This is a genomic window from Pelotomaculum terephthalicicum JT, from assembly GCF_022410535.1.
GTDB lineage: Bacteria > Bacillota > Desulfotomaculia > Desulfotomaculales > Pelotomaculaceae > Pelotomaculum_D > Pelotomaculum_D terephthalicicum.
Genome location: NZ_JAKNBL010000010.1, coordinates 35,122 through 60,841, shown reverse-complemented (window position 1 = coordinate 60,841; position 25,720 = coordinate 35,122). Strand labels below are relative to the sequence as shown.

Below are 25,720 nucleotides of genomic sequence, written 5' to 3'. Positions count from 1 at the left end.
TATTGAGTAGAACAATCCCGAATGGGAGGATTTTTAATTGCTTTTGAAAAAACTGCTTGAAGCAGTAAATATCCAAGCTGCCGGCGGCAATCATGATGTCCGGCTTAAAGGGATAACTTATGACTCACGCAAGGTATGCCCGGGTTTTCTTTTCGTTTCCATAAAAGGGTTTAAATCTGACGGGCATGATTATGTGGGGCAAGCGGTAAAACAAGGTGCCGTAGCGGTGGTAATGGAGCGTAAGGTTGAATTGCCGCCGGATATAGCATGGGCTGTTGTTCAAGATACAAGGCATGCTTTGGCAGTACTGTCAGCGCGGTTTTATGGCGATCCTGCCAAAGAATTAAAGATGATTGGTGTAACGGGTACTAACGGCAAAACCACGACAGCCAGCTTAATCTCGGCAATCTTGGGCCTTTCCGGGGCAAAAGTGGGATTGATCGGCACTATTCATAACAGAATTGGCACCCAGGTTATACCTGGCAATAATACTACCCCGGAATCAACTGATTTGCAGGCATTGCTAAGAAGGATGGTCAGGGAAGGGGTGGGCGCCTGTGTTATGGAAGTTTCTTCTCATGCTTTGGCGCTAAACCGGGTGGACGGTTGCGAGTTTGACATGGCGGTTTTTACCAACCTCACCCAGGATCACCTGGATTTTCACCAGAGCATGGGTCAATATTTGGAAGAAAAATTAAAGCTGTTCAAGAACCTGAAGGTACCCGGCGACAAAAGCACAATAAAACACGCTGTAATTAACGCGGATGATCCGGCTGCGGAGCGCTTTGCACAAGCTGCCGGTGGCTTGGTCCACACCTTCGGGATCAAGAACACGGCGGATGTTTACGCCACGAATGTTAATATAAATACCCGGGGCGTTAATTTTCAAATAGATGGGAAGCTGGGTCGCTGTCAATTAAATCTATGTTTAACCGGCCTGTTTAACGTGTATAATGCGCTGGGTGCTTTTACCGCCGCGGCGGCTTTGGGCGTACCGCACGAGATTATCAAAAGTGCCCTGGAGAACATACAGGGAATACCGGGCCGTTTTGAAAAGGTCGACGCGGGTCAGGATTTTACAGTAATTGTTGATTATGCCCATACTCCGGACGGCCTTGAAAATATCCTGAAAACAGCCCGCCAGTTAACCCAGGGGCGTTTAATCACAGTTTATGGCTGCGGAGGAGATCGTGATCGTGGGAAACGTCCGGTAATGGGAAGCATAACTGCAAAATACAGTGATTTTCAAATTATTACTGCGGATAATCCGCGTACAGAAAGTCCGGCGAAGATTATCCAGGACATCATTGAAGGGGTGCGGCCGCTGGCTCCAAAGGAGAATTATCTGGTGGAACAGGACCGGCGCAAGGCTATCGGCCTGGCAATAAGTATGGCGCGCAAGGGCGATGTAGTAATTATCGCCGGTAAAGGTCATGAAGATTACCAAATAATCGGTACGGAAAAGTTTCCCTTTGAAGACCGCCGGGAAGCAGCTTCAGCAATTAAAAATTACTTGGAGTTAAGGAACGGTTAGATCCTGAAAAAGCGAGTGCGTGGAGTTGCTAAAAAGGATGATTTGTAAACAAATAAACGGGGGTTAGTATGAAAGCAACCACCTTGGTAGAAATAGCTAAAGCCATCGGCGGCGAAATTATCCAGGGTGATTCCGGCGTTGTATTCAGCCAGGTTTCCACCGATAGCCGTAAAATAGAACCCGGCAGCCTTTTTTTAGCCTTGAGGGGAAAAAAATACGACGCCCATCAGTTCCTGGACCTGGCAGTCGCGGCTGGCGCGGGAGGCTTGGTGGTTGACCGGGCGGTAAAGGTAACTGCCGGTCTTCCTGTAATAAAAGTATTTGATACGCTGGCCGCCCTGCAGGCACTTGCGGCATTGAACAGGGACCGGTGCGGGATACCGCTGATCGCAGTGACCGGCAGTAACGGGAAAACTACGACAAAAGATATGATCGCGTCTGTTCTGGGTAGGCGTTTACGCACCGTAAAAACCATGGGTAATTATAATAACGAGATTGGCCTGCCGCTTACGCTTTTACATATAGATGAAAGCTCAGAGGTCGCGGTGGTGGAAATGGGTATGCGGGGACCGGGAGAGATAAATACTTTGTGCCGTATCGCCAGGCCTACCGGCGCGGTGATTACCAATATCGGAGAGGCCCACTTGGAGTTGCTGGGAACGGTGAGCAACATTGCCGCGGCCAAGGGAGAAATACTGGAAAACATTCCAGCCGACGGGTTTGCCGTATTAAATGCCGACAGCCCGTTTATTCGGAGGGAGGCCGGGCGTTGCCGCGGGAAGGTAATCTTTTTCGGTACCGATAAAGAATGTGAAATAATGGTTAAAGATGTCAGAGCGGAAAAGGGAGGCAACCAGTTTACCGCAAAAATATCCGGGCGCGAGTGGGGATTTTCTCTGTCCCTGCCGGGGCGGCACAATGTGCTGAATGCGCTTGCCGCGATTGCAGTGGGAAGGGAATTTGGTTTTTCTATCGAAGAAATAGCTGAGGGACTTAACACAGTGACTTTATCGGACATGCGCCTGGAAATTATCGAAGCGGCTGATGTGAAAATTATTAACGATGCATATAACGCCAGCCCGGCTTCAACCGGGGCAGCCCTTCGGGTACTGAAAGAAGTATCCGGAGGCAGATGTACAGTGGCTGTGCTCGGCAATATGCTGGAACTGGGTCCCCGGGCGGTGGAAGGACACGTTGAAGTTGGTTCAATAGCGGCTGACCTGGGGGTGGACTCTTTGGTGGTGGTTGGCGATCTCGCTTCAGGTATAGCTGAAGGGGCTGTGAGATCCGGCATGCCGGCTGGTAAGATCCACAGCTGTGCGAATAATCAAGAGGCGATAACGGTATTAAACAGCATTCTCAGGAAAGGGGACGTTGTCCTGGTTAAAGGTTCCAGAGCTATGCATATGGAGCAGATCGTCGCGTCGATTTCCGGGGCAAAGCCCGCGCATGAGTATAGTAGGAGGCTTTCATGCAAGGATTATGGATGGCATTCGCTGCCTCGCTGTTAACGACATTATTAGTGGGTCCCCTGGCAATACCTGTTTTAAGAAAGCTAAAGTTCGGCCAGAACATTCGCGCGGAAGGACCTTCCCGGCATCAACAAAAAGCGGGTACCCCCACCATGGGTGGGGTGATATTTTTGGCAGGCGTGTCTGTAGCGGTGTTGTTAGTCGCTCAAGGGGCGCGGGATAGTATCATCGTACTCGTTGTATCCTTGGGGTTCGGTTTGATCGGGTTTCTTGACGACTATATCAAGGTTGTGCTGAAAAGGTCGCTGGGCTTGAGAGCACGGGAGAAACTGCTCGGGCAGGGGCTTCTTGCGGCCGGGTTGGCCTATTGGGTAGTATTTTTATCAGATAGGGGCACCAGCTTGTCTCTGCCGTTTTCATATCTGATAGTTAATGGAGGTGCAAGCCTGGATTTGGGGTGGTGGCTGTTCCTGGCATTTACCGTTCTGGTTGTTGTCGGGATGGCCAACGCTGTCAATCTTACCGATGGGCTGGACGGTCTGGCCGCCGGTGTAAGCTTGCTGGTTGCGCTGGGTATGATGGTTATTGCTTTATTGATGGACAACACCGGGGTTGCCCTGAGCCTGGCGGCATTGGCGGGGGGTTGTCTGGGTTTTCTTTATTTCAACCGCCACCCGGCCAGGGTGTTTATGGGTGACACCGGCTCCCTGGCTTTGGGAGGAGGGCTGGGCGCCGCTGCGGTAATAACCAGGAGTGAGCTATTCTTATTAATAATCGGCGGTATCTTTATTATTGAAACACTTTCCGTGGTCATCCAGGTGATATCCTTTCAAACCAGGGGTAAACGTATTTTTCGCATGAGCCCTTTACATCACCATTTTGAATTGGGCGGATGGGGAGAGAACCAAGTGGTGCTCACCTTTTGGACGGCTACCATAGTTTTTAGTATGATTGGGCTTGCCGGGTTTTACCACCTGGGTAGGTAAAGTGTTAAGGAAAGGTGACACACCTCTCTTTAAAGCCTGACTTTGGGGTCGGAGGAATGTCCCCAATAATATGACTTTGGGGTCGGAGGAATGTCCCCAACGAATGGAATTGCCTTCGGGCTGCGGTGGCGGTAGAATCCCCCACCGCAGCCCCGAAGTTTAGCGGAAGCTAAACGAGTTCACTCAGCTTTTGAAAGGCGGGCATCAATGGAACTTAAGGATAAAAAAGCGCTTGTTGTTGGCGCCGGCAAGAGCGGATTGGCTGTTTCACGATTTCTTTTGAAAAAAGGCGCTGTTGTTGTTTTAACGGATGCCAGCAATCCGGTGGATCAGGATAATCAGTTGGCGGAGTTGGCTGCTGAAGGGGTTGAGCTTTCTCTCGGCAGATACCCGGAGGTGCGCAAGGGTAGTTTTGATCTGGTGGTTATGAGTCCCGGAGTTCCTCTTACTGTCGAGCCGGCCTTGTCTGCCATGAACAATGGAATAACTGTCACCGGAGAGCTGGAGCTGGCTTACCATTTTACCGCGGCGCCTATTGTGGCTATTACCGGGACGAATGGCAAAACCACTACAACCGCCTTGCTTGGCTCTATTTTTCAGGATGCCGGCATATCCACGCTGGTAGGCGGCAATATCGGCCTTCCGTTAGTAACTGAAGTAGAGAAATACTGTTCTAGAGATGTCGTTGTAGCCGAGGTATCGAGTTTTCAGCTGGAAACTACCAGAGCCTTCAAGCCGAAGGTAGGTGTGGTCTTGAATATCACGCCTGACCATCTGGACCGTCATGGCAATATGGACAATTACATCGCGGCCAAGGCCAGGATATTTACCAACCAGAAACCTGGTGACTTTATTGTGCTGAATTATGATGATCCGCTGACCGCTGCGCTGGGGAATAAATCACGCGGCGATACTGTTTATTTTAGCCGGCGTGTGGAATTGGCGAAAGGCGTCTTTGTCAGTGAGGGAAAAATCGCGGCCAGCCTTGACGGGCAAGCTGAGATTATTTGCGGCGTTGATGATTTAAAGATGCCCGGCGCGCACAACTTGGAAAACGCTCTCGCGGCAGTTGCGGCCGCCAAGGTGATGGGAGTGAACAGCGCATCGCTGGCCTCCACCTTGAAAAATTTCAAGGGAGTATCTCACCGGTTGGAATTTGTGGCTGAAATTAATGGTGTAAGGTACGTTAACGACTCCAAGGGGACCAACCCGGATGCATCAATTAAAGCGCTTGAAGCTTATGACAAACCCATCGTGTTGATTGCCGGCGGAAAAAATAAAGGTAGCGACTTTAATGAACTTGCTGAAAAAATCAAGGAAAAAGTCAGGGTATTGGTGGTCCTGGGGCAGAGTGCCGGATTAATTGCCGACGCCGCCAGAACAAGAAAATTTGAAAATATCCTGGCCGCGGCGGGTTTTAAGGAGGCCGTGATGATGGCCAGTCAAGCCGCCCGGCCCGGAGATATAGTTTTATTATCCCCGGCGTGCGCCAGTTGGGATATGTTCAATAATTTTGAAGAGCGTGGAGATTTATTTAAAGAAATAGTTTTTAGTCTTAAGAATCATTAGGAGTAATATTGACTAAAGGGGGGGTAGCCTAAAGCCATGCAGCAAAAAAAGAAGTCTCCTGATTTTGTTCTATTCTTAACGGTAATGAGTTTATTAAGCATTGGCGTTGTCATGGTTTTCAGCGCTAGCGAGTACAGCACCCTGGTCAAATACAATGACAGCTTTTACTTTTTTAAACGACAGTTAATATGGGCGCTGCTCGGATTGATTGCCATGCGTTTGGCAATGAAGTACAATTATTGGCAGCTTAAACATTATATTTTACCGATCTTAATAATTGCTTTACTGCTGCTTGTGTTGGTTTTTATCCCCGGCATCGGCAAGGAGGTAAACGGGGCACGGCGCTGGATTGCCGTTGGCCCGACACCTTTCGCGCCCGCTGAACTTGTCAAGCTCTGTATGATTATTTTTACCGCGTACGGTTTGGCCAGGCAAAAAGACAATATCAAAACTTTCTCGAAAGGCGTATTGCCTTACCTGCTGTTAATGTCCTTTGCGGCTCTCCTGATTTTAATCCAGCCGGACCTGGGAACAGCTGTGTCCCTGGCCGGAATAGTAATAGTAATGATTTTCGCCGCGGGCGCCAGGCTGACCCATCTTGGCAGCATTATAGCAACCGGCCTAGTGGCGGTGGGTTTTGCTATTATGATGGAACCTTACCGGTTGCAGCGCTTAATGGCCTTCATGGACCCCTGGTCCGATTCTCAGGGTGACGGATTTCAAATCGTCCAGGGCTTATACGCTATCGGCTCCGGCGGCTTATTTGGGTTGGGCTTGGGGCAAAGTAAGCAAAAGTTTCTTTATCTGCCCGAAAACCACACCGACTTTATTTTTGCCATCATCGGTGAGGAGTTAGGTTTTATCGGAGCTTCACTGGTAATCTTGCTTTTTGCCATTTTTATCTGGAGAGGTCTAAAGATAGCGATCACATCGACTGACCCGTTCGCCAGCTTATTGGCGACCGGTATAACCGCATGGGTGGGTATCCAGTCAATAATCAATATTGGCGTGGTAACCGGATCCTTGCCGGTAACAGGTATACCTTTACCTTTCATCAGCTTTGGCGGCACATCTCTGCTTTTTACCATGATTGGAGTGGGTATATTGCTAAATATTTCTCAATATACCGCCGCCCGTTAAGGAGTGAGGTGTTTGCGTTTTGTGGTGTCCGGCGGGGGGACTGGAGGACATATATACCCTGCCCTGGCTATAGCCCGGGGTCTGAAAGAAAAATATCCCGGTGCGGAAGTGCTTTATGTCGGAACAACGAAGGGTATGGAAACGGATATTGTTCGCAAAGAAAATTTTCCGTTCGAGGGTATTGTAGCGTCTGGATTAGAACGGAGGTTATCTCTCCATAACTTATTGGCGTTATGGCAAGCCGGACGAGGATTTTTCCAGGCAGCCGGGATTATCCGGCGGTGGCGGCCGGTGGCGGTGATCGGGACGGGTGGTTATGTTTGCGGTCCCGTGGTGCTGGCAGCCGCTCTAAGCAAGGTTCCTACTTTGATCCATGAACAAAACGCATTTCCCGGTATTACCAACAGGATTCTATCGCGTTTTGCCGGGCTGGTGGCCGTGACTTTCACAGACTCAATGGAATATTTCCCAAGCCGGGATAAGGTTAGGCTGACCGGTTTGCCTGTGCGGCCGGAAATCTTGACGGCTGACCGGAAGACCGCCTTGAAGAAATTGGGTTTAAGCCATGAGTGCTTTTTATTATTGTCTTTTGGGGGTAGCAGGGGAGCCCGTGCCATTAATGAGGCGATGGTTTCAGTAATTAAAAAGTTTGCGGATGATCCGCGGCTAAGCATCATTCATGTGACCGGTACGTTAGGGCACCAAGACTTTATCAATAACATCGCCGCTTGCGGTATAGATTTGGACAAAATTGGGAATGTTACCATCATGCCTTATCTTTATAACATGCAGGATGCCCTGGCGGCGGCAAATTTGGTTGTCAGCCGGGCGGGTGCGGCCACCCTGGCTGAATTAACGGCCATGGGCATCCCTGCGATTCTGATTCCGTACCCCTACGCCGCGGAAAATCACCAGGAGTTTAACGCCCGCGCTCTTGAAAAAGAGCAGGCGGCGATTGTAGTGCTGGATCGCGAGTTGAACGGGGAAGTGTTATGTAACAAAGTAGCTGAAATGCTTGACAACCGAAACAAATTATCGGCCATGAGTGCTGCCAGTAAAAGGCTTGGCAGAAGACATGCGCTCAAAGATATAATAGAATGTGTGGATGAGTTAATTAAAACAAGAAAAAATTAGCCAGCTTTTGACATAAAGCGATCAGTAATATAAAATATGGTAATGAGTTTAAGTTATTGGTCTACATTCAGTGGACAAGTCTTAATATGAGTAATGTAACACTTTTTTGAAATATGCATAGTATATTCTATATTTCAGGCAGAAATATTTGATTGGTTTCTGTTAAGGTTAAGGAGATGATAAATACTTAACAAAAATTAATAAGACATATAAATTTATATGGTAAATTTATTTATTGTGGTTAATTATGGTTGATTATTTGCTGGCCTTGTTTGGTATATGCTGGAATAATGTTTTATATTTAGTGCAAGAATGACGCTTAAATAATATTAGAAAGGTAGATGTGATTAGTGCAAAAAAAACAGCATGTTCATTTTATCGGAATCGGTGGCTCCGGTATGAACGGTATAGCCGGGATTATGTTGGGGCTAGGTTATAAGGTAACAGGTTCGGACCTGAAAACCACAGCCGTAACCGAAAGGCTGGAAGCCCTTGGGGTGACCTGTTATGCCGGGCATGCTGAGGAAAACTTGGGAGATGCTGATTTAGTTGTGGCCTCTACGGCTATTCCTGCCACAAATGTAGAATTGGTTGCGGCAAAGAACAAAGGCCTGCCGATCATTCACCGGGGCGAGATGCTGGCAATGCTGATGGATAGACAGAAGGGCATAGCTATAGCTGGGGCTCACGGAAAAACTACAACTACTTCGATGCTTTCCCTGGTATCTGAAAAGAATTATCTTGATCCCACCATAATCATCGGAGGTGAATTGACAGATATCGGGGGGAACGCCAAACTTGGCACCGGCGAATATCTAATTGCGGAAGCGGATGAAAGTGACGGCTCGTTTCTAAAATTGAATCCCTTTATCGAAATAATTACTAACATAGAAGACGATCACTTGGATTATTATAAAAACATTGAAAACATAGTGGCCGCTTTCCGGAAATTTATGGCCAAGGTACCGTACGACGGCCTGTTGATAGCCTGTCTGGACAACGCCAGAATAAGAGAGCTATTGGATGAATATGACCGCCCATACCAGACTTATGCCATTGAACGGCATGACGCGGATTATACCATGCAAAATCTCCGGCTTGATAATGATACCACGGCGGGTGACGTTTATTATCAGGGTGATTTTTTAGGCTGTCTTGAATTAACCGTGCCCGGAAGGCATAATCTTTCTAACGCCCTGGCAACGGTTGTGGCCGGCCGGTTTATTGGGCTTTCTTTCGAGGGCATCGCGGCGGCTTTAAAAAAATTTAAAGGCGCCGGGCGTAGATTTCAGTGTATGGGCGAAGTAAAAGGGATAAAAGTTGTCGATGATTACGCGCACCATCCTTCTGAGATAAAAGCTACATTGAACGCAGCGCGCCAGATGAAAAACGGTCGTGTCGTCGGGGTCTTTCAACCGCACCGTTACACGAGAACTTCACTCCTTGGCGAACGCTTCGGGACGGCGTTCAGCGATGCGGATATTATTATTATCAGCGACATATACAGTGCCGGTGAACAGCCCATAAACGGTGTAAGCGCGAAAAATATTGTCTCCGCGATTGAGAAAAATGAACATCGCGAGGTAATCTATTTGCCTACCAGACAAGAGATAGTAAATTATCTGGTTGAAACAGTGCGCCCCGGCGATTTGATCCTGACTATGGGAGCAGGTGATATTTGGAACGCAGGTGTTGAACTGGTCAACAGGTTGAAGGAGAGTCAAAAAATTGGCTGATTTAACCCTTTACCATGAACTGCTTGCGCTTTTGCCCGGCCGGGTACGGGCAGGCGAACCAATGAAAAAACATACTAGCTGGCGCATCGGCGGGCCTGCGGATGTTTTTGTGGAACCGGGAACCCGCTCGGAACTCCAGCTCGTTGTTTCTTTTGCCAAAGATAAAGGTGTTCCTTTAACAGTGATTGGGGCGGGCTCAAACCTTCTGGTTTCCGACGGCGGAATCAGGGGGGTTGTGGTTAAGATAGGAAATAGCATGGCCAGGGTGGTTACCGCCGGCAAGGAAATTACTGCGGAAGCCGGAGCTAAATTGGCGGCTGTTGCGTCGACGGCCATGGATGCCGGTCTGGGCGGATTTGAATTTTCAAACGGTATTCCCGGTACTGTCGGAGGGGCCGTGGTAATGAACGCGGGGGCTAACGGTTCTACCGTGAGTACCCTGGTTAAAAATGTGCTGGTATTAAGCTTCGAAGGGGATTTTATCAATAAGAACAAGGAAGATATGTGTTTTGGCTACCGGAACAGTATATTACATTCGGAACCGGCTATTATTGTGGAGGTTACGTTTACCTGTTATCCCCGGGATAAAGAACTTATCCGGAAAGAAATGGCGGATTACCTGACCAGGCGCAAAGCGTCACAGCCGCTTTGCTATCCTAACGCCGGGAGTGTTTTTAAAAACCCGCCGGGCGAATCTGCCGGACGTTTGATTGAAGCTGCGGGATTGAAAGGGATGCGGGTGAGGAATGCCCAGATTTCTACTCAGCATGCCAATTTTATAATTAATCTGGGTTCTGCCACAGCCAGGGATGTGCTGGCTTTAATTGAGCACACCAGGGAAGTTGTAAACAGTCGGTTTGGGGTGGATCTCCAGCCGGAAATAAAACTTACCGGTCATGATTAGGCAGAGGTGACAAGAATGGAAAAATTCATGATCTTGGGTGGGAACCGCCTGAAAGGGACTATTCGCGCCGCTGGGTCTAAGAATGCCACCTTACCGATATTGGCGGCGTGTATTCTAAACGCCGGCAAGAGCGTCATCCATGAAGTGCCCAGACTGCTTGACGTGTCGGTAATGAAAGATGTGCTGACTCATCTTGGTGCGAAAGTTTATTGCGACAGAAACACTGTTGAAGTTGACAGCTCAAATGTTCAGCCTGTTGAAATATCAGAAGACCTGATGCGCCGGATGCGTGCTTCAAACCTGGTGTTGGGCGCGCTGTTAGGCAGGTTCGGACGCGTAAAAATATCATACCCGGGGGGCTGCCAAATCGGCAGCCGGCCGATGAATCTCCACTTAAAAGGCCTCCAATTGTTAGGAGCCACGATTCAGGAAAAGTTTGGCTATATCACGGCCGAAGCTGATCGGTTGGTTGGGGCCGATATCCACCTTGACTTGCCCAGCGTGGGCGCCACAGAGAATCTAATCATGGCCGCAGTGCTGGCTGAAGGAGTAACATTCATCCGTAATGTCGCTAAAGAACCGGAATTAGTAGATCTGCAAAATTTCCTTAACAGTATTGGCGCCAGGGTTAAGGGTGCTGGGACGGATGCAATTAAGATCGAAGGTGTCCGTTTAGAAGACCTCAAACCGGCTTCTTATACTATAATTCCTGACCGTATTGAAGCGGGCACGTTTATGGTCTCTGCCGCTATGACCGGTGGTGATGTGACTATAACGAACGTTATTCCCGAACACTTGGATCCGTTATTGGCAAAACTGCGCGAGGCCGGAGTCAATATCAGCGTTGGAGATGACTGGGTCAGGGTGCTGGGAAACGGGCGTATAAAAGCGGTCGATATAAAAACGATGCCCTACCCGGGGTTCCCGACCGATATGCAGCCGCAGATGATGGCGCTCTTGAGTCTGGCGAAGGGAACCAGTGTAATCACTGAAACTATTTTTGAAAATCGTTTTAAACACGTTGGGGAACTGCGCAGGATGGGCGCTGATATTAAGGTCGAAGGGCAGACCGCGATCATTAAAGGAGTTGATAAACTGAGCGGCGCCTATATCGAAGCCAGCGACTTACGGGCGGGGGCGGCGCTGGTAATGTCCGCGCTTGCCGCTGAAGGCGGGACTGTTTTGGAAAAAGTCCAGCACATCGACCGCGGGTATGAACGGTTGGAGGTAAAGTATAACGCCCTGGGTGCGAGAATTATTAGAGTTCACAATTAATGTGGCTCTTTTTTGGATATCTTCAGGACGGGCCTTATATGCTCAGCTCTGTTCGCCAAGCTCATGTTCAATATTTTCTTCTTCCCTCACATGCCACCTTCTTTAACCACAGATGTTTTTTTACCGGTAAACTTTTTACCTAAACATAAAAAATATTCCTGCCTGAGCATTGATTAAATTGCTTGGCGCCAGGACAATACTAATTAAATGCTGAAATTATTATATTAATAAACTGCATTGAACCATGGACAAGGAAAAAACAGTTGCTATAATTATATTTGGCTAGATTTTGTAAATATGCCACTGGAGTGAGGTGCTATTGAAGGACACTTTTCAGAGTGGTAAAAAGAAAAGAAAATGGAATGCTCCTGAAAGTCTTTTTTTTATATTTTTAGTTTTGATAACCGGGTATGTTTTTTTGCGATCGCCGCTGTTTGAAATACAACGGGTGGTGGTCCGGGGCAACCAGTATCTTGTTGAGGATAATGTGCGTAATGCGGCGGATATTGGCCTAGGTGTTAACATTTTTAAAATTAATTTGGCCGCTGCAGCTGATAGATTAAAAACGGTACCCATGATTAAGGAGGCGCGTGTTACTAGAGTATTGCCCTCAACTGTGTTGATTACTGTTACTGAACGTCGCCCGTTAGGGCTATTACCGGCGGGAAACGGTTTTTTCGAAGTGGATGAGGAAGGCATTTGCCTTCAGCAGACCGGGTCAGGTGTTCCCGGTGTGCCAATAATAACAGGAGTGCAGGTGGATGTCGTCAAACCTGGGGAGATAGTTGAAACGGAGCTCCTGGCGGATGTCCTGATGATGATCAGCGGCTTGCCGGATGAGGTGGTTAACCAGCTCTCGGAGGTGCATATCGACCCGGATGGCCAGATTAAGGCTTATACACTGGATCGTATAAAGTGCCGTTTGGGGGAGGCTGTTGAGGTAAGGGAAAAAGGCGTGGTTTTGGCAAGGATCTTGCAAGAACTGCAAAAACAAGGCGCCAAGGTTGATTATATAGATATCTCATCCTCGGGAAAACCTGTGGTGAAATATTATTAAAATAGACAGCCTCGTTGAAAGATATCCCATTTGGGAGGAGGGTTGATGAGATTGAAAAACTATCAGTGGGTGTTTGCGCTAATGGGCCTGGTGCTTGGAATAATGCTGGCCTTTCAGTTCCGCTTTACCAGGGAAATCCACCGTACCGAATCAGTGCAAAGAGTGCAAGAACTTTCGGCTGAGGTAAACCAAATGAGGCAAAACCACGAAGCGCTTCAAACCCAGGTTAATAATTTGCGTGCCGAATTAGATAACGCCACCCCACTGAATCCAGTCCTGCGGGATGAACTGGAGAAAGCCAAGGTGGAAGCCGGTGTTTCCGAATTAAGCGGGCCAGGCGTTGAGGTTACTTTGAGCGACAGCAATATTAATCTCCGCCCGGGCCAGAACCCCAACCTTTATGTGCTGCATGATGAAGATTTGTTAAAGGTCTTAAATGAAATCAACGCAGCCGGAGCTGAGGCGGTTTCGATTAACGGTCAAAGACTGCTGGCAACCACCGAGGTTAGGTGCACGGGTCCGACTATTGTGTTGAACAAGAGTAAGCGCCTGGCGCCGCCATTTGTGATTACAGCGATCGGCAATCCGGATACTCTGGAGAATTCTTTGAAAATGAAAGGCGGAGTGGCTGAAGCTCTCCAAGTCTGGGGAATCCAAGTCTCAGTTAAAAAAATAGCTCAAGTTACCGTGCCGGCATACAGCGGCGGGATTAAATTTGAATACGCGAAAGCAGCCGGTTAGGAGAGAGTTGGTTTTGAATAAGTCAATTTATTTTTCTATCGCTTTAGTTTCGCTCATACTGGGTTTAATTGTGGCATTTCAATTTCGGACTACCAGTAGTATCGAAAGCGGAGTGCCCTCTGGCCGTGAGCAGGAATTAACCATGGAGAAGCGTCAATTGCAGAAAGATATCACTCAACTGCGCGAAGAAGTGGACGACTTGACGGCCAAGCTTGAAGAGGCAGGTAAAGGTTCCTCGCAAGCAACGGACGCTTTTACCAGCGAGTTGCTTAAAATAAGACTCTATGCGGGACTAACAAAAGTTGAAGGTCCCGGCGTAGAGGTGACGTTAGACAATCTTGCCGAAAACGCAAGACCGGGCGGGAATCCCAATCTTTACTTTGTTAAAGACGAGGACTTGTTGAAAATAATTAATGATTTGCGCGGCGCCGGGGCGGAAGCCATCGCCGTAAACAACCAGCGGATTCTTGCCACCAGCGAGGTCCGCCTGGCAGGGAACCATATCAATGTAAATCTTACCAAACTGACTGCCCCTTATAAAGTTACTGCCATTGGTAATGCCACAACATTAAAAAGCAGCTTGGAAATCAAGGGGGGGCTTGTGGAAAACTTGAGCGAGCGCATAACGGTAAAAGTGGAGGAGAGAGATAATATAGTAATACCTGCTTTTACCGGAGAGCTGCGGTTTGATTATGCCAGATCAACGCAAAGAGGGTGAACTTAAATATGTGGTTGGGACTATGGTTGGCGGTATTTGGCCTGGGAGTGGGGATCATGGTCGGGTTGAATATTCCTTTGGTATTGCCTCAAGCCTATGCCAAATATATTTCAGTGGCGGCTCTGGCTGCGATGGACTCGGTTTTTGGAGGCATACGCGCGGCTATGGAAGACCACTTCGATAACGACATTTTTGTTACCGGTTTCTTTAGCAACGCATTGCTGGCGGCAGGCCTGGCCTTTATTGGTGAGAGGTTGGGGATTGACCTTTACCTTGCCGCGGTAGTTGCTTTTGGTGTCAGGCTCTTCCAAAACCTTGCAATTATGCGTAGACATTTGTTAAAAAAGTAAGTTTATTAAAGAGGGAAATTGTATTCCATGTGGAATTCCTATAAGATGGAATATTAGCAAAACAAGTAAAGCTGGTCGGGAGGTTCCTTTCTTGGCCAAAAGACATCCTGCTACGCTGGTTGGTCTTGACCTAGGCAGTATGAATACGGCGGTGGTGATTGCTCAGGCTGTTAACGATTTTCAGCCGCGGATAGTCGGGGTGGGCGAAAGTTATACCTTAGGTGTACGGAGAGGTTCAGTTGTTGATAGCGAGGCGGCGTCAGGATCAATCAGACAAGCGTTGGAGAAAGCAGGGAAAATAGCGGGAGGGAGAGCGCTCCCGGCCTATATTGGTTACAGCGGCTTATCAATAACAACAAGAAACTGCAGAGTTGCTCTAAAAGCAGGAAAACATGCCGGTGGCAGGGTTCATTTACAGGATATAGCAGCAGATGGAATTCCGGCTGGAGAAAAACTGCTGGCGGTTCTCTCCACTCCTGGCCTGCTTAGTATTTTAGAATCAGGGCTTATTTCCGAGGTGCGCACAATAACTGCCTGCGGCCGCGATTTTGATAGTGTTATTGAGAGTGCCCGCTTGGCCGGCCTGGCAGTACGTGATATTATATACAGCCCGCTGGCAGCGGCTGAAGCGCTCTTGAGTCCGGCCGAGAAAGAGCTGGGAACATTGCTTGTTGATTTTGGCGCGGCCGCTACGACGGTGAGTGTTATCGACCGGGGGCTAATCCGGGAAAATGCTGTTCTGGCGGTTGGCGGCGAGCACATAATTGCTGATTTAGCCATAGGGTTGCATATTTCCTTGACACAGGCCAGGGAAATCTTAAAACAATACCAGGTTAACAGGGAAGCCGGGCAAGGGTGTATAGATATTATCAGGGTGGATGGGGAAAAAGCTGTAAACGTGCCTGCCGACTTGGTGCACTCAATAATCACGGCCCGGGTTAAAGAGGTTTTAGAAATGATTGCCGGGGCGGTAGTAAAATTTAATTACGCAGGCCAATTGCCCGGCGGTGTTGTCCTTTACGGTGGAGTGGCGGAAATGGGCGGTCTTACCTCGTTAGTTGAAAACAGCCTGCGGTTTCCGGTGAGGATTGGTGTGCCTAAAGATACCGGAATGGATTTGGGTCCACGTTATGCGAACGCCTTTGGCCTTGTCAAATGTGGTTTCGCATCATAATAGTAGCATCATGGTAAATTGCATATTGTTTTTATACACTGATTCTAAGAGGAGGCTAAGGCATGCTTGATTTTGAACTTGACCTTGACCAGTTTGCAAATATAAAAGTTATCGGGGTCGGGGGTGGTGGAAATAACGCAGTGAACCGGATGATTAGCGCAGGATTAAAAGGGGTAGAGTTTATTGCCGTTAATACTGACGCTCAAGCCCTTCACCTGGCGCAAGCAAACCAAAAAATCCAGATAGGCGTTAAACTGACCAAAGGACTTGGTTCGGGCGGCAACCCCGAAATAGGGCAAAAAGCGGCTGAAGAAAGCCGCGATGAAATAATGCAGGCTTTAAAGGGATCGGACATGGTTTTTGTCACCTGCGGTATGGGAGGCGGCACCGGTACCGGAGCGGCGCCTATTGTCGCTGAAGTGGCTAAAGAATTGGGAGCCCTAACTGTCGGGGTGGTAACCAAGCCTTTTAATTTCGAGGGGCGCAAGCGTTCCAATCAGGCTGAGGGCGGCATTGAAACATTGAAAGCCAAAGTTGATACTTTGATCACCATTCCTAATGACAGACTATTGCAGGTAATAGAAAAGAATACTTCCATAGTCGAAGCTTTCCGTATTGCAGATGACGTACTGCGCCAGGGGGTCCAGGGTATATCGGATTTGATTGCTGTTCCTGGACTGATTAATTTAGATTTCGCAGATGTAAAAACTATCATGAGGGAAACCGGCTCAGCGTTAATGGGCATTGGTGTCGCCAACGGCGACAACCGGGCCACCGAGGCCGCCCGCACTGCTATTTCCAGTCCTCTGCTGGAAACCTCCATTGAAGGCGCCAGGGGTGTTCTATTAAATATTACGGGCGGTACTTCCCTGGGCTTGTTTGAAGTAAACGAGGCGGCGGAAATTATCGCACAAGCCGCAGATCCGGAAGCGAACATTATTTTTGGCGCCGTCATTGACGAAAATATGGAAGCGGAAGTCAGAGTAACGGTTATTGCGACTGGTTTTGAGCAGAAAAGCTTTAGAAAAGAACGGATGGAGATGGAAATAAAACCATTCTCCACCCACGACGATTTGGATATCCCCGCTTTTCTCCGGCGGCGGTAAAGCTACAAGGAATGTTTAACGCCCCTACCAAGGTAGGGGTTTTTATATAAATTCCTCGTTCAAAATGTGCTCGTTGCAGGTTTATAATCTTAAAATGGTGTAAAATAATAGTCAGGAGAGAGGGGGGAACGGAATGCAGGAAGAAAAGTATCGCCTGACTCAGATGGCCAGTTGCGCCGGGTGAGCGGCTAAAATCGGTCCCAAGGACCTGGCGCAGGTGCTGCGCCAGTTAGAACAAGTTGAAGATCCGAATCTGTTGGTCGGTTCCTCCACCTCTGACGACGCGGCCGTATACCGGCTGAATAATGATATGGCCATTGTACAAACAGTGGATTATTTCACGCCGGTTGTCGACGATCCTTATACGTTCGGGTTGATTACAGCCGCGAATGCTTTGAGCGATATCTATGCCATGGGAGCTAAACCGCTACTGGCCTTAAATATTATCGGCTTTCCAACTAAAACCTTACCATTGGAAGTTATGGTGCAGATCCTCAAAGGTGGGGCCGAAAAAGTAAAAGAAGCGGGCGCGATTCCAGCCGGCGGACACACCATAGAAGATGAGGAACTCAAATATGGGCTGTCCGTAACTGGTGTGGTCCACCCGGAACGCATAGTAACCAATGCCGGGGCGCGCCCGGGAGACACCCTAATCCTGACCAAACCGTTGGGCATAGGCATTGTGACAACGGCTTTAAGAGGTGATTTGGTCGACAAGGCAACTTATCAGGGCGCTGTTGAATTAATGGTGACTTTAAATAACCGTGCCGCCCGGGTTATGATTGAGACCGGGATAAACGCATGCACAGATGTAACCGGTTTCGGACTGTTAGGCCATCTTTATGAGATGCTGGCGGCCAGCGGTGTGGGAGCAAGGCTGCGATTACCGGCCATACCAGTTCTGAGACAGGCGCGGTCCCTTGCCGGTATGGGTATTATCCCGGCAGGCGCTTATCGTAATCTAAATTATCTTGACGATTTTCTCACATGGGAAGGCGGCATTGAAGATGTTGACAGACTTGTCCTAGCCGACCCGCAGACTTCAGGCGGCCTTTTGATGGCTGTTCCCGGGGACAAAACAGAGATTGTCATGGATGGTTTATTGGCGGAGGGAGTGGCGGCAGCTGAAATTGGGGAGGTTATTGACGCAAAGCCGCGAATATTGGTAATTAATTCTTAAGAAAAAAATCGCATCACTTCAAGACTCGACAAATTCCTGAGCCCTGACCGTGTATAATTAGGTCAGGGCTGTTATCATTTTACTTGCCTGTCATAAACGGTTAATTGAAGTAATATACTGGTAACGGAATACTAATTTTTTTGCCGGTGTTAGGGGTCGGGCGATGTTGTTTTATACTGTGTATCTCGACCAAGTTTTTTTAGGCAACATGGTAATGAACTATGCAATTCTATGGGCTACCGCCAAACTCAGCCGGACAAAGGCCGTTAAAGGCCGCCTGGCCGCCGGTGCGGCGTTGGGAGCGGCTTATACACTGACTTTATTTATTCCTGGAAACAATGTACTATTGACCGCTTGGTTCAAGTTAATAGCATCAGTATTAATCATCGCGTTAACCTTTGCGCCGCTCCAGCCCAAAAAGTTTTTTGTGTGTTTAGGTGTTTTTTATTTAACTTCTTTTGTTCTTGGCGGGCTGATTTTGGGAATAATCTTTTATATTCAGCCATTCCGGATTTCCAGTATAAATGGTACCGGTCTGATCGTATCAAAAAATTTTTGGCCCGGCTTATTACTGGGCATAATTGCCTTTGGGGTCATGGTCAAGGTGATTAGTTCCTTACTTAAGAAGCGTATTATGGAAAAAGTATTCAAGCTTGGTTTATTTATTAAATCACAGGGAATACAGGTTCAGGTCAGCGCTTTTCTTGACACCGGCAATCAGCTTATCGATCCGATGACAAAACGGGCGGTAATCGTGGTGGAATATGGTGTTCTAAAGCCGCTCTTGCCTGCTGAAGTGCAAGTTTTGTTTGAGCAAGCCGGTGAGCCAGACGTGTGGCATATACTTAGCGCGCTGAGTGAAAACCCCCGGAGGTCGTTATTTAGCGTTATTCCTTTTAACTCGCTGGGTAATTCCGGTGGATTAATGGTGGGCTTCCGGCCGGATGAAGTGTTTTTTGAGCAACGGGGACACCTGGTGCAGATAAAAAAAGCCGTTATCGCAGTATATCATAAAAAAATAGACCCCGGTAACTCATACAACGCTTTATTGCATCCGCGCCTTCTGGAAATGTAATGAAGGATTAAAAAAAATTAATTCAAGGATGATTTATCTGTGAGGAAAATTTGGTGTACAATATGGTGCGTTCGCTTGGCGCTTTTGCGCTTTCTGATCCGGGTCGGCTATCGGCCCCGCATTCACTATGTCGGCAGCAGTGAGGCTTTGCCGCCGCCTTTAACCATGGATGAAGAGTCCTTTTTAATCAACCGTTTAGAGTCCGGGGATGCCGCGGTAAGGAGCGTCTTGATTGAAAGGAACCTGCGGTTGGTTGTTTACATCGCGCGAAAATTTGAAAACACGGGAATTGGTATTGAAGACCTGGTTTCTATCGGAACCATTGGCTTGATCAAAGCCGTTAACACCTTTGACCCGGCGAAGAAAATCAAACTTGCCACTTATGCGTCGCGTTGCATTGAGAATGAGATTTTGATGTACTTGAGGAGGAACAGCAAGACCCGCACAGAGGTTTCCTTCGACGAGCCGCTGAATATTGATTGGGATGGCAATGAGCTGTTGCTGTCGGATGTCCTGGGCACGGAAAACGATATCATCTATAAATATATTGAGGATGAAGTGGATAAGAAACTCCTCTACCTGGCGCTTCAGAGGCTTTCGGGGCGTGAACGCAAAATTATGGAACTGCGTTTCGGTTTAAATAACGGAATGGAAAAAACTCAAAAGGAGGTAGCTGATCTTTTAGGCATATCTCAATCTTATATTTCCAGGCTGGAGAAAAGGATTATCAAAAGGCTGAAAAAAGAAATTCACCGCATGGAGTAAACCTTCTTAGAGTGAGAACCGGCGCTGCGCCAATGTATATTTCGGTAATTCCGTGGCAATAATGTACTGGGACAGGACTTTGTTGTTTATTTCCCGACAATACCTGGAATGGGAGGATGTCCATGCTGGTCAATAAGGTTGAGATCTGCGGGGTTAATACATCAAAGCTCCCGGTACTTACAGGAAGTCAGATGCGAACGTTGTTTGAGGCCATGCATAATGGTGATATTGCAGCCCGCACCCAGTTGATCAGCGGGAACCTCCGGCTGGTGCTGAGTGTGATTCAGCGCTTCAACAACAGGGGAGAATATGTTGATGATTTGTTTCAGGTAGGTTGTATCGGCCTAATGAAGGCTATTGACAATTTTGACCTTTCCCAGAACGTGAAATTTTCCACCTATGCAGTACCCATGATTATCGGGGAAATCCGCCGCTACCTGCGCGACAACAATCCGATCCGGGTCAGTCGTTCCTTGCGGGACGTGGCCTACAAGGCGCTTCAGGTGCGTGACGCGCTGGTAAACAAATATTCCAGGGAGCCTTCCATCAATGAAATTGCCGGTGAGTTAAAGATGCCGCGGGAGGAGATCGTTTTTGCGCTTGATGCTATCCAGGAGCCTGTATCTCTTTTTGAACCGGTTTATCACGACGGCGGCGACACAATTTTTGTGATGGATCAGATTCATGATGAAAAAAATATGGATCAGAGTTGGCTTGAAGACATAACTATCAAGGATGCTCTCAGAAAACTAAGCAACCGTGAAAAATTAATTCTAACTTTAAGGTTTTACGAAGGGAAGACTCAAATGGAGGTGGCCGAAGAAATCGGCATATCACAGGCTCAGGTGTCGCGGCTGGAAAAGGCGGCGCTGAACCACATGCGTAAATTCATGTAATATGCATGTTTTGAGGGGGTCAGGCTTTACTTTGTGAGTTTCTATAAAATAGAAACTCACAAAGTAAAGCCTGACCCCCATTTTTAAATTTATGGTCAGTGCCGCAATATTCGATCATATAAATATAGAGGGAGGTGTCCGGTATGGTGAAAATTTCTGATTTGCGGATGCGGGAGGTTATCAATATAGTAGACGGGCGACGGCTTGGCATGATTAAAGATATTGATATTGATCTGGAGGAAGGCAGGATCGATGCGATTATCCTGCCCGGGTTAAATGGGGGGAAGTTTTTAGGTTTCCTCGGGAAAGAAGAGGAGATTATCGTTCCGTGGGATAAGATAAAAAAAATTGGAATGGATGTTATCCTGGTGGAGGCCAACAGTTTTAGAGATATAACTTGAACTGTCCTTAAACATGTTTTTTGATAAACCGGATGCCTGGCAGCAATATTTTAAATATTTATTATTGTATTTATTATGTTTATGTGAAAAATTTACCTTTAAAGCGATAGAGAGACTTAAATGTCTCTTTCTTTGTTTTTTACCGGATCCGGTGCTTTTGTTTTTTATCAAGATATTGTATAATGTTAGCATTGTATATACAATATCCTGTGGGTTATAATCATCCGCAGGCAAGGATAGTCAGGTGAAAAAGATGAGGTGTCCGTATTGTGGTTTCAGTGACAGCAGGGTGCTCGATTCCCGGCCTACCGTGGAGGGGCATTCAATTCGTCGGCGCAGGGAGTGCGGCAGCTGCGGAAAGCGTTTTACAACTTATGAAAGAGTGGACGAACTGCCTCTGCAAGTAGTGAAAAAGGACGGCCGCCGGGAGGCTTTTAACCGGCGGAAGCTGCTGCAGGGTTTGCTCAAAGCCTGCCAGAAGAGGCCGGTTTCCACTGAAAAGCTTGAAACAATAGTCGAAGGCATTGAAAGGGAACTGCGCAACACCATGGAGACGGAAGCCAAAAGCACTTATATAGGTGAATTGGTAATGGACAGCTTGCGCGGCCTCGATGAGGTGGCGTATGTCCGCTTTGCCTCGGTCTACCGTGAGTTCAAGGATGCCGAAAGCTTTATGAAAGAATTAAAAGATCTTCTCAATAATAAAGGTAACAGTTAAAAAGGAGGACTAAGCAGACTATGTTTAAGACTGTCCAGAAGCGTGACGGCCGGGAGGTTCCGTTTGACGAAACAAAGATAACGGACGCCATCTTTAAAGCCGCGCGGGCAGTTGGCGGTGAAGACCGTCAGACCGCCATGGAACTAACTATCGAGGTAATAAAACTGTTAAAGAAACAATATAACGGCAAAACTTTCGGAGTGGAAGACGTACAGGATATTGTGGAAAAAGTATTAATCGAAGCGGGCCACGCGCGCACCGCGAAAGCTTACATACTTTACCGGGACAGGCGTACGCGCATCCGTGAGGCAAAGGGCGATTTGATGGACGCGGTGGAGGAAATTCTGGAGGAGACCAACCGGGAAAACGCCAACATCAGTAACTCTCCTTCCGCTAAGATGCTCCAAATTGCCAGTGCGGCCAGCAGAAAGTATTATTTAACCAGGCTAATCCCCGAGGAGATGTCGCAAGCCCACTTGCGCGGGGATATTCATATACATGATCTTGATTTTTACGGAAAGACATTAACTTGCCTGCAAATACCTTTAAATAAATTATTATCGGAAGGATTCAACACCGGGCACGGGTATATCCGGCCTCCTAAACGGCTTGGGACGGCAACGGCCCTGGCTACGATAATCCTGCAGAGTTCTCAGAACGACATGCACGGCGGACAGTCGTTTGCCTTCTTCGACCGGGATATCGCACCCTTCGTGTCGGACGCTTCCGATTTTGAAACATACCAGGCCATGGAGGCTTTGATATACAACCTAAACAGCATGCATAGCAGGGCGGGAGCCCAGGTACCGTTTTCTTCAATAAACATCGGTACGGAAACATCTGAGCCAGCCCGGCGCGTGGTAAAAAACCTTCTTTTGGCCTACGAGGCGGGCCTGGGCAAAGGTGAAAACCCAATATTTCCGAATATCATTTTCCGGGTCAAAGAAGGAATTAATCTGGACCAGGGAGATCCTAATTACGATCTGTTCCAGTTGGCGATCAGAGTTGCCAGCAAACGGCTGAACCCCACTTTTAGTTTCATGGATTCTTCTTTTAACAGCCAATACGGTTGCGATGTCAGCTACATGGGCTGCCGCACCAGAGTCATGGCCAACAGGCGGGGACCGGAGGTTACCGACTGCAGGGGTAATTTATCATTTACCACCATAAACCTGCCCCGCGTGGCGATCAAGGCGGAGCGGAACCTGGACGATTTTTACCGCGGGCTTTCCGGAGTGATGGATTTAGCCGTCCGGCAGCTATACCACCGCTACACGGTGCAGGCGAAATTGAAAGTTAAAGATATGCCATTCATCATGGGGCAAAAGCTTTACCTTGATTCTAACGGACTAAAGCCGGACGACCCGATTGAAGAGGCCATTAAACACGGTACTCTTTCCGTGGGCTTCATTGGTCTGGCCGAAACGCTAACGGCGCTAACCGGCCGGAACCATGGCGAGGACGAGGAGTCGCAGGCTCTTGGCCAGGAGATAGTGGCCTTTATGCGTTCAGCCATTGACGGGGCTTGCGAGCGTTATAATTTGAATTACACTTTGCTGGCCACGCCGGCCGAAGGACTTTCCGGGCGCTTTGTGGGGTTGGATTGTAAAGAGTTCGGGCTTATCCCGGGGGTAACTACAAAAGAATACTATACAAATTCGTTTCATATTCCCGTTGACCAGCCAATCAGCGCCTATGACAAAATTAAGCTGGAGGGGCCTTATCATAAGTATTGCAACGCCGGTCACATCAGTTATGTAGAAATGGCTTCGCCTCCGCTGCACAACCCGGAAGCAGTGGAGGCGATCATCAGACACATGCGTGAATGCGATATGGGTTACGGCGGTATAAATTTTCCGGTAGATTTTTGCACCAACTGCAATTTATTGAGTGTTATCAATGAAGATACCTGCCCGCGCTGCGGTTCGGCCGACATCAGCCGGGTACGGCGGATTACCGGCTATTTAAGTACCACCGACCGGTTCAATGACAGCAAACTTTACGAATTGAGGGACAGGGTAACACATATGTAGAATATAATATACTTGTCGTGCTGGTGACACGCGTGCTATTTATTGCTTGGTGGGATATTTAGAATAATTGCATATAAGGATAGGTGAGACGCATGAGTGAAGAGCTATTAACCCAAAAAGAAATTGATGAATTGTTTAACAGATATAGTGAGAAACCTATCCAGGAAGAAGCTGAGGAGCTTTTAACCATGCAGGAGTTGGATACCATTGGTGAAATCGGAAACATTTGCATGGGCACGTCGGCTACCACTTTGTCCGAGTTGTTGAACAAGGAAGTAACCATAGGTTATCCGCAGACGATTGTTTGCCGCCAGGAAGAAGTCTTCAAGGCTTTTTCGACACCTTATTTAATTATTGAGGTTTGTTTCAAATCAGGGTTGAGGGGTTTTAATGTACTTGTAATCACTGAGGAAGATATAGCATTGATATCCGACATTATGATGGGCGGCGTTGGGGAAATACAACACCCAATTAAATTAACCGAGATTGAAATAAGCGCCGCGACTGAGGTCATGAATCAGATGATTGGCGCGGCGGCCACGGCTATGTCCAATATTTTTGGGGTGGCAGTCGATATTGAGCCGCCCCGGACAATCATGGTGTCGGACTTGTCGAACGCCGACCACTCCCCGCTGATGACCGACAAGCCGGTAGTTGTCGCCCGTTTCGAAGTGAAGATTGGAAACCTGTTTAAAACTACTTTTATGCAGATAACCGACGTTGACACGGCACGTGATGAAGCCTATTTCCTCTTGATGAAAGCGGGTCTGTTTGACGTGCCGGATGAACAGGCAGGTTCATCGGTATCTGCGGAGCCGCTTGCCTTCCAGGAACTGCCCAACCTGGCCGGTGTTCTGGCCGTGCCGTCAGAGGTTTCGTTTACCTTAGGCAGGCTTCGATGGACGATGGAGGATGTAGCCAGGTTGTATATTGGCGGTGAAATCAATATACCGTTTCCGTCCGGGCAAGTAGAACTTGAAATAAACGGTTTAACAGTGGCAAAAGGTAAGATGCTGCAGAATGGGAAGGTACAGATTACTCAGATTTGCAAACCGGTATAATTAGTTTAATAGTAATCAGGAGTCAGCAGTCAGGAGTCAGAATGAGAGGATAGTTTGTCTTCTCAATATATTCTGAATACTTGAAGGAGGTGACGAGCATGGAACTGCGGGTTTCCGGGACTGTCAAAGAGAGTGTGGTTGACGGGCCGGGGCTGAGGTTTGTTATTTTTACCCAGGGCTGTGAGAAAGGCTGTCCGGGCTGCCACAATCCGGACACATGGGACCTGACCGGCGGCACTCTGGTCGAGACAAAGGATTTACTGGAACAGATTAAATCTGCGAAGCTGATTAAAGGGGTTACCTTTTCCGGGGGCGAGCCTTTTCTTCAAGCGTTGCCTTTGGCATGGATAGGCCGTGAAGTCAAAATGTTGGGTCTGGATGTGATTACCTATACAGGTTATGTCTGGGAAGAGCTCTTGGCGCTTGCTGATTTAAATCAGCCTGTCAGGGAACTGCTTCTACTGTCCGATTATATCGTAGATGGCCCGTTTATTATAGCGGAGAGGGATCTGGAGTTGCCTTTCCGGGGCTCTCGCAACCAGCGGGTGATTGATGTGGTGAATTCATTAAAAGAAAGAAAAATAATTGAATGGAATGCTTCATTCAATTAGCATTTGTTTCTAAATATAAAATAGCAGAGTTTGGACAAGGAGCGGCAACTTTAGAACGTTCCTTGTTTTTATTTGTGTGGCATT

24 protein-coding genes are annotated in these 25,720 nt (G+C 47.9%); all 24 read left to right on the top strand.

What is annotated here, in order from left to right; translation table 11 throughout:
• The first annotated feature begins 37 nt into the window (after positions 1-37).
• The 24 genes from L9W92_RS08485 to L9W92_RS08370 all read left to right on the top strand — a co-directional run bounded on the left by L9W92_RS08485 (position 38) and on the right by L9W92_RS08370 (position 25,636).
• Positions 38-1,534, top strand: a complete 1,497-nt coding sequence (locus tag L9W92_RS08485) for a UDP-N-acetylmuramoyl-L-alanyl-D-glutamate--2,6-diaminopimelate ligase (RefSeq protein ID WP_240083318.1) — start codon at positions 38-40, stop codon at positions 1,532-1,534.
• A gap of 68 nt (positions 1,535-1,602) precedes the next feature.
• Positions 1,603-3,045, top strand: a complete 1,443-nt coding sequence (locus L9W92_RS08480) for a UDP-N-acetylmuramoyl-tripeptide--D-alanyl-D-alanine ligase (protein WP_240083317.1) — start codon at positions 1,603-1,605, stop codon at positions 3,043-3,045.
• Entirely contained in the window at positions 3,006-3,992 is a 987-nt protein-coding gene (gene mraY, locus L9W92_RS08475) for a phospho-N-acetylmuramoyl-pentapeptide-transferase (RefSeq protein ID WP_240083316.1), read from the top strand. The genes L9W92_RS08480 and mraY overlap by 40 nt, the downstream gene beginning before the upstream one ends.
• A gap of 207 nt (positions 3,993-4,199) precedes the next feature.
• Entirely contained in the window at positions 4,200-5,561 is a 1,362-nt protein-coding gene (murD, locus tag L9W92_RS08470; RefSeq protein WP_240083315.1) for a UDP-N-acetylmuramoyl-L-alanine--D-glutamate ligase, read from the top strand.
• Positions 5,562-5,597: 36 nt separating this feature from the next.
• The gene (spoVE, locus tag L9W92_RS08465; RefSeq protein ID WP_240083314.1) at positions 5,598-6,701 is read left to right on the top strand and encodes a stage V sporulation protein E; all 1,104 of its coding nucleotides are present in this window, start codon (positions 5,598-5,600) and stop codon (positions 6,699-6,701) included.
• Positions 6,702-6,713: 12 nt separating this feature from the next.
• Positions 6,714-7,835, top strand: coding sequence for an undecaprenyldiphospho-muramoylpentapeptide beta-N-acetylglucosaminyltransferase (murG, locus tag L9W92_RS08460; RefSeq protein WP_240083313.1), 1,122 nt, complete (start codon positions 6,714-6,716; stop codon positions 7,833-7,835).
• Between the two features lie 350 nt (positions 7,836-8,185).
• A complete protein-coding gene (gene murC, locus L9W92_RS08455) occupies positions 8,186-9,571 on the top strand; it encodes a UDP-N-acetylmuramate--L-alanine ligase (RefSeq protein ID WP_286726281.1) in 1,386 nt (461 codons plus the stop codon).
• The gene (gene murB / locus L9W92_RS08450; RefSeq protein WP_240083311.1) at positions 9,564-10,475 is read left to right on the top strand and encodes a UDP-N-acetylmuramate dehydrogenase; all 912 of its coding nucleotides are present in this window, start codon (positions 9,564-9,566) and stop codon (positions 10,473-10,475) included. Before murC ends, murB begins: the two co-directional genes overlap by 8 nt.
• Before the next feature lie 15 nt (positions 10,476-10,490).
• Positions 10,491-11,750 (top strand): UDP-N-acetylglucosamine 1-carboxyvinyltransferase, encoded by a 1,260-nt coding sequence (murA, locus tag L9W92_RS08445; RefSeq protein WP_240083310.1) that lies wholly within the window; start codon positions 10,491-10,493, stop codon positions 11,748-11,750.
• 319 nt (positions 11,751-12,069) lie between these two features.
• Complete coding sequence (locus L9W92_RS08440) at positions 12,070-12,807, top strand: cell division protein FtsQ/DivIB (RefSeq protein ID WP_240083309.1); 738 nt, start codon at positions 12,070-12,072, stop codon at positions 12,805-12,807.
• A 45-nt stretch (positions 12,808-12,852) separates the two neighbouring features.
• Positions 12,853-13,548, top strand: coding sequence for a DUF881 domain-containing protein (locus L9W92_RS08435; protein ID WP_240083308.1), 696 nt, complete (start codon positions 12,853-12,855; stop codon positions 13,546-13,548).
• A gap of 13 nt (positions 13,549-13,561) precedes the next feature.
• Positions 13,562-14,266, top strand: a complete 705-nt coding sequence (locus tag L9W92_RS08430) for a DUF881 domain-containing protein (protein ID WP_240083307.1) — start codon at positions 13,562-13,564, stop codon at positions 14,264-14,266.
• 8 nt (positions 14,267-14,274) lie between these two features.
• Entirely contained in the window at positions 14,275-14,616 is a 342-nt protein-coding gene (locus L9W92_RS08425) for a small basic family protein (protein WP_240083306.1), read from the top strand.
• A 91-nt stretch (positions 14,617-14,707) separates the two neighbouring features.
• Entirely contained in the window at positions 14,708-15,790 is a 1,083-nt protein-coding gene (locus L9W92_RS08420) for a cell division protein FtsA (protein WP_240083305.1), read from the top strand.
• A 62-nt stretch (positions 15,791-15,852) separates the two neighbouring features.
• Positions 15,853-16,896 carry a cell division protein FtsZ gene (ftsZ, locus tag L9W92_RS08415; RefSeq protein ID WP_240083304.1) on the top strand — a complete coding sequence of 348 codons (1,044 nt, stop codon included), beginning with the start codon at positions 15,853-15,855 and terminating at the stop codon, positions 16,894-16,896.
• A 133-nt stretch (positions 16,897-17,029) separates the two neighbouring features.
• A complete protein-coding gene (gene selD / locus L9W92_RS08410) occupies positions 17,030-18,076 on the top strand; it encodes a selenide, water dikinase SelD (RefSeq protein ID WP_240083303.1) in 1,047 nt (348 codons plus the stop codon).
• Between the two features lie 163 nt (positions 18,077-18,239).
• A complete protein-coding gene (locus L9W92_RS08405; RefSeq protein ID WP_240083302.1) occupies positions 18,240-19,151 on the top strand; it encodes a sigma-E processing peptidase SpoIIGA in 912 nt (303 codons plus the stop codon).
• Between the two features lie 75 nt (positions 19,152-19,226).
• Positions 19,227-19,916: an RNA polymerase sporulation sigma factor SigE gene (gene sigE / locus L9W92_RS08400; RefSeq protein ID WP_248285948.1), complete on the top strand. Its 690-nt coding sequence runs from the start codon at positions 19,227-19,229 to the stop codon at positions 19,914-19,916.
• A 122-nt stretch (positions 19,917-20,038) separates the two neighbouring features.
• Positions 20,039-20,812 (top strand): RNA polymerase sporulation sigma factor SigG, encoded by a 774-nt coding sequence (gene sigG, locus L9W92_RS08395; RefSeq protein ID WP_240083301.1) that lies wholly within the window; start codon positions 20,039-20,041, stop codon positions 20,810-20,812.
• A 143-nt stretch (positions 20,813-20,955) separates the two neighbouring features.
• Positions 20,956-21,213, top strand: a complete 258-nt coding sequence (locus tag L9W92_RS08390; RefSeq protein ID WP_240083300.1) for a YlmC/YmxH family sporulation protein — start codon at positions 20,956-20,958, stop codon at positions 21,211-21,213.
• 253 nt (positions 21,214-21,466) lie between these two features.
• On the top strand, positions 21,467-21,931 hold the full coding sequence (gene nrdR, locus L9W92_RS08385; RefSeq protein WP_240083352.1) for a transcriptional regulator NrdR: 465 nt from the start codon (positions 21,467-21,469) through the stop codon (positions 21,929-21,931).
• A 20-nt stretch (positions 21,932-21,951) separates the two neighbouring features.
• Positions 21,952-23,964 (top strand): anaerobic ribonucleoside-triphosphate reductase, encoded by a 2,013-nt coding sequence (gene nrdD, locus L9W92_RS08380; RefSeq protein ID WP_240083299.1) that lies wholly within the window; start codon positions 21,952-21,954, stop codon positions 23,962-23,964.
• A 92-nt stretch (positions 23,965-24,056) separates the two neighbouring features.
• Positions 24,057-25,025: a flagellar motor switch phosphatase FliY gene (fliY, locus tag L9W92_RS08375; protein ID WP_240083298.1), complete on the top strand. Its 969-nt coding sequence runs from the start codon at positions 24,057-24,059 to the stop codon at positions 25,023-25,025.
• A gap of 98 nt (positions 25,026-25,123) precedes the next feature.
• Positions 25,124-25,636, top strand: a complete 513-nt coding sequence (locus L9W92_RS08370; protein WP_240083297.1) for a 4Fe-4S single cluster domain-containing protein — start codon at positions 25,124-25,126, stop codon at positions 25,634-25,636.
• Positions 25,637-25,720: the final 84 nt, after the last annotated feature.

Coding starts and splice junctions, on each gene's coding strand:
- L9W92_RS08480 (WP_240083317.1), top strand. CDS start 1,603: ATGAAAGCAACCACCTTGGTAGAAATAGCTAAAGCCATCGGCGGCGAA.
- mraY (WP_240083316.1), top strand. CDS start 3,006: ATGCAAGGATTATGGATGGCATTCGCTGCCTCGCTGTTAACGACATTA.
- murD (WP_240083315.1), top strand. CDS start 4,200: ATGGAACTTAAGGATAAAAAAGCGCTTGTTGTTGGCGCCGGCAAGAGC.
- spoVE (WP_240083314.1), top strand. CDS start 5,598: ATGCAGCAAAAAAAGAAGTCTCCTGATTTTGTTCTATTCTTAACGGTA.
- murA (WP_240083310.1), top strand. CDS start 10,491: ATGGAAAAATTCATGATCTTGGGTGGGAACCGCCTGAAAGGGACTATT.
- L9W92_RS08435 (WP_240083308.1), top strand. CDS start 12,853: ATGAGATTGAAAAACTATCAGTGGGTGTTTGCGCTAATGGGCCTGGTG.
- L9W92_RS08425 (WP_240083306.1), top strand. CDS start 14,275: ATGTGGTTGGGACTATGGTTGGCGGTATTTGGCCTGGGAGTGGGGATC.
- ftsZ (WP_240083304.1), top strand. CDS start 15,853: ATGCTTGATTTTGAACTTGACCTTGACCAGTTTGCAAATATAAAAGTT.
- L9W92_RS08405 (WP_240083302.1), top strand. CDS start 18,240: ATGTTGTTTTATACTGTGTATCTCGACCAAGTTTTTTTAGGCAACATG.
- sigG (WP_240083301.1), top strand. CDS start 20,039: ATGCTGGTCAATAAGGTTGAGATCTGCGGGGTTAATACATCAAAGCTC.
- L9W92_RS08390 (WP_240083300.1), top strand. CDS start 20,956: ATGGTGAAAATTTCTGATTTGCGGATGCGGGAGGTTATCAATATAGTA.
- nrdR (WP_240083352.1), top strand. CDS start 21,467: ATGAGGTGTCCGTATTGTGGTTTCAGTGACAGCAGGGTGCTCGATTCC.
- nrdD (WP_240083299.1), top strand. CDS start 21,952: ATGTTTAAGACTGTCCAGAAGCGTGACGGCCGGGAGGTTCCGTTTGAC.
- fliY (WP_240083298.1), top strand. CDS start 24,057: ATGAGTGAAGAGCTATTAACCCAAAAAGAAATTGATGAATTGTTTAAC.
- L9W92_RS08370 (WP_240083297.1), top strand. CDS start 25,124: ATGGAACTGCGGGTTTCCGGGACTGTCAAAGAGAGTGTGGTTGACGGG.